This window comes from Endothiovibrio diazotrophicus (assembly GCF_054657215.1).
This window is the reverse complement of record NZ_BAAHXB010000206.1, coordinates 1-3,663: the sequence shown is the minus strand read 5'-3', so window position 1 is coordinate 3,663 and position 3,663 is coordinate 1. Positions and strand designations below refer to the sequence as shown.

Sequence of the window (3,663 nt, the reverse complement as noted above, 5' to 3'; positions counted from 1 at the left end):
TGGGGTAGGAACACTAGGGTCAGGTCTTTCTCTTTGCCTTTTCTGCTCGATTGATAATGCGGCTGATATAAATCTCATCGCGCCCATTTCCTCGAGTGGTTACATGGTAAAGGGCGCCTGCGAATTCAATTCGTAGTGGTCTGGCCATGAGGCCACATCATCTGGAATTGCGCTGATAGGCAAGAAGAAAGACCTGATCCCCGTCGTTCGTAACCCCGTCGTTCGCGGTGACGGGCGCCCCTACGCCGGAGAGGGCGTGATCACTTACTGTATGCGTACCAAGTGACGGACGGGACCATCGATTAGCTGTGCATTTGGATCGAGAGAGACTGTGGCCTCTCCCGGTTCTTGTATATTCATAACCAGTCCTACAGTTAGTCCCATGTAGGGCTCGGTGCGGTTCGGGTCTCCAATATGGGTCAATATCAGCGAACCTTCTGAATCTTCTTGGCCGAAGTAGCTGCCATCTAGCTCGGAAAAATAAGCCACCATTCCCAAATCTATAAACACGTAACCTGACTCAATTTTATGAATGGAATAATAGCTCCCGCCATCATCTATCCATAATCCAATATATGAATCTGGTTCGGACGCCTCTATTGACTGTGAGACGAAAAGCACGACCAACATGACAGTTAGGAGTTTTCGAAAGATTCTGTGCTTGTCCATTTTGGTGTTCTCCTTCGCAAGGAATGGGCGACGCCATGATCTGACGTCACCCGTGACTTCTTACGCCAATCTACTGGATAGTATGATTTGCGACATCGGACCTTGTCTCCTCTATAAAATCCTGAAATCCAATATCTTGACCAAACGGAGTTGTCCATTCATTCCCAACTCTTACAACAGCACGACTCCCAATGCTCTTAACGATATGATAATTGCTCAACACTCCGAATGTTTCGTTGTCTGGGTTGTAGGCAAGAAAGAACACGAAGTCGCCGTTCCGCTCAGATGTCGCTTGTGCTCGGAATGGTCTTTCAGGGGTTTCGTATTTTCGGTATGTGACAGTATCTCCTTCATGAACTATGTTACTCCCCTTTATGACTTTGTCTACGACAATCCCATACTCAGTCATTGGGATTCCATAAATAGAAGCTTCATCTTCCGAAAGCCCATAATCCCTCATTAACGACTCTTTGGTTCTGTTGTATCCGTAAAATATTGTTTGCCCTAGGATTTCGCCATAGTGCCCCCTGACTATAATGCTAGATGACGCAGAAAGATCGCTTATCGACTGAGGCTGTGGAACTGCCGGGGTGGCAGTGTCCAGTAAGGGGCGATATTGTGATTCTCCATCCGAAGCGCTTGCGGAGAGGGAGGAAAATATTGCGATCAAGGCGGCCGCCTGAAATGTGAGAGTTTTTTTCATGATTCAATCCTCTGATTCTTCAATACCAAGCGTTTATACCTTCAATTTCGCAGCTCAAAAGATGGGTTGCTGTTGAAGTGATTGATGGATACATGATGGCGGTTGACAGTGTATTGTTGTGAGCCAATCCGACGACATGCCCCATTTCATGAGGCATTGTGTGACCATAAGCAAACACTGATAGCAAGGAAAGGTTGAAGTAAATAGATGCTCGATTAGCTTTTTTTGTGGTTGTATTGCAATTCCCGGTTATCATTCCATTCCAGTCTGCGCATGCGGTAGAACCCCAATAGGGAATCGTTACAGCCGACCATGGAGTGGCTCCGTAATTACCGTCAACCCACCTGATTTCTCCTTCTCCATTTGGCCCTGAACCAGCGGCAAGATCGGTATTTAAAGTGTACTCATCTCCGACGGATTGAAGGAGTCCGCTAAGAGTCTGATCAAAAAGTGCGTTAGTGTAATATCCGAGATTGGACCACCATCTAAAACCAAGATCCTCCACGCATGGTGTTGACAGCGCCGGCATCGAAAGTGCCTCACACATGAGTCCTACTAACAAGATTTTCTTTTTCATTGCTTCCTTACTCTTGATAAATTTATGTTGAGATATGCCCGTTCCAACGGGCACAGTCCACTTTAAATGAATGGTAAATGTATGTAAATAATCACATTTCTCAAGACTGTGTAAGAAATGTACTACGTATTTTCAGGATATTTCTCTTGATGCGTTGCTCAAAACAAGTAAAAATTCACCCGCAGAGCGGGTGGTTTAGGGTTAGCCCCCAGAGGGGGCATGTATGCCTTGCCCCCTGAGGAGGCAAGGCTGTCGTCCCCGTGGTCTTTGCTAGCGGCCCTTAGAAATCCAAGGGACGCTGCTCCATCTCACGCTCTTTCTGCTCTTGGTACCGCACGTACGCGCGGATCTTCTCCGCATCCAGTCCTACCGTATCCACGCAGTACCCGCGAGCCCAGAAGTGATTCCCCCAGTAGGGACGCCTCTTCAACTCCTTGAATTTGTTGAATACCCGGATCGCCGTCCGTCCTTTCAGCATCCCTACCAAGTCGGATACCGCAATCTTCGGCGGCACCATGATCAGCAAATGCACATGATCGACCTGGACGTTCAACTCAACCACCTCTGCCTTCTTCCTCTCGGCAAAGGCGCGGATACACCTCTCCACCTCGGACGCCACCTTCCCCGTCAGCACCCGGTATCGGTATTTCGGCACCCAGACCATATGGTACTGACAGGAACACTAGTAGGGTCAGGTCTTTCTCTTTGCCTTTTCTCCTCGATTGATAATGCGGCTGATATAAATCTCCTCGCACCCATTTCCTCGATAGGTTACATGGTAAGGCCATGGGGTCACACTACCTGGAACTACGTTGATAGGCAATAAGAAAGACCTGACCCCGTAATCTGGGCGGTCGTGTTTCAGGCTGGCGTCGAATTCGTCTTTGAAGCGGTAGCCGGGGCTGCCGGTGCCGGTGCCGGGGCTAAGGGCTAAGAGGTCAGGTCTTTCCTTTTGCATCTCAACTTTAATGAACGTAATCGGGACATCCACCGTAAATCGGGAGCTTTACAGCCGGATTTCGGTAATCCAGGCCACAAGAAAGAAGGGCGGCGCGTCTCGTACCTCGGAACCGCCTACGCTCTCCCCTGTTTGACTAGCCCCGCCACCACGCCCCGTGTCCAACTCTCTCCGCCTCAGCCTTCACACCCCGACATGATGCGCATATTATTTGCGCATCCACCTTGAGGAGAGGATTCGATGCATCTGTCCGACTACGACCACGCGGCCCCGAAGAAGGCCGCCAACCTCAGCGTCAACAGCGATCTTCTGAACCAGGCCAAGGCTCTCCAGATCAACCTTTCTCAGACCCTGGAACAGGCGCTGGCTGAACGGGTGCGTGATGAGAAGGCACGTCGCTGGCTGGATGAGAACCGGGAGGCGATGGCGGCGTACAACCGCAGGGTCGAGGAGGACGGGGTCTTCAGCGATGGTCTTCGGCGATTCTGATGGCTCAGTTCGACGTCTATCGCAACACCGATCCCGCTTCCGCAGAGGCGGTACCCTATCTGCTGGATCTTCAGAACGACCTGCTCGATCCCCTCGGCACCCGCGTCGTCGCACCGCTGATCGCGGCCGGGCGGGCGGGTCTTCCAATCTCCAGGCTGACTCCGGTCCTGGAGATCGAGGGGCGCCTCCTGCTGCTCTCCATCCCCGAACTGGCTGGCATCCCGACCCGACGGCTCGGCCCTCGCGCCGGTTCCCTCGACGGACACC

The 3,663-nt window shown here is 51.3% G+C and carries 5 protein-coding genes and 2 pseudogenes; 2 read left to right on the top strand and 5 right to left on the bottom strand.

The genetic code is table 11. The features are described 5' to 3' along the window. Positions 1–64: 64 nt before the first annotated feature. From ACYQ2W_RS25515 to tnpA, 5 genes and pseudogenes are all read right to left on the bottom strand, one after another. A pseudogene (locus ACYQ2W_RS25515) lies at positions 65–148 on the bottom strand (transposase); the annotation flags it as partial. Positions 149–264: 116 nt separating this feature from the next. Further along, positions 265–669, bottom strand: a complete 405-nt coding sequence (locus ACYQ2W_RS25510; protein ID WP_459873748.1) for a hypothetical protein — start codon at positions 667–669, stop codon at positions 265–267. Positions 670–739: 70 nt separating this feature from the next. Further along, positions 740–1,372: a hypothetical protein gene (locus ACYQ2W_RS25505; RefSeq protein ID WP_459873746.1), complete on the bottom strand. Its 633-nt coding sequence runs from the start codon at positions 1,370–1,372 to the stop codon at positions 740–742. Positions 1,373–1,391: 19 nt separating this feature from the next. Beyond that, a complete protein-coding gene (locus tag ACYQ2W_RS25500; RefSeq protein ID WP_459873744.1) occupies positions 1,392–1,949 on the bottom strand; it encodes a matrixin family metalloprotease in 558 nt (185 codons plus the stop codon). A 280-nt stretch (positions 1,950–2,229) separates the two neighbouring features. Then, positions 2,230–2,625, bottom strand: a pseudogene (gene tnpA, locus ACYQ2W_RS25495) (IS200/IS605 family transposase); the annotation flags it as partial. 522 nt (positions 2,626–3,147) lie between these two features. Here tnpA and ACYQ2W_RS25490 point away from each other — a divergent pair. After that, on the top strand, positions 3,148–3,396 hold the full coding sequence (locus tag ACYQ2W_RS25490) for a type II toxin-antitoxin system CcdA family antitoxin (RefSeq protein WP_459873742.1): 249 nt from the start codon (positions 3,148–3,150) through the stop codon (positions 3,394–3,396). Next, a partial coding sequence (locus ACYQ2W_RS25485) for a CcdB family protein (RefSeq protein ID WP_459873740.1) occupies positions 3,396–3,663 on the top strand: 268 nt, incomplete at its 3' end. The genes ACYQ2W_RS25490 and ACYQ2W_RS25485, both read left to right, overlap by 1 nt.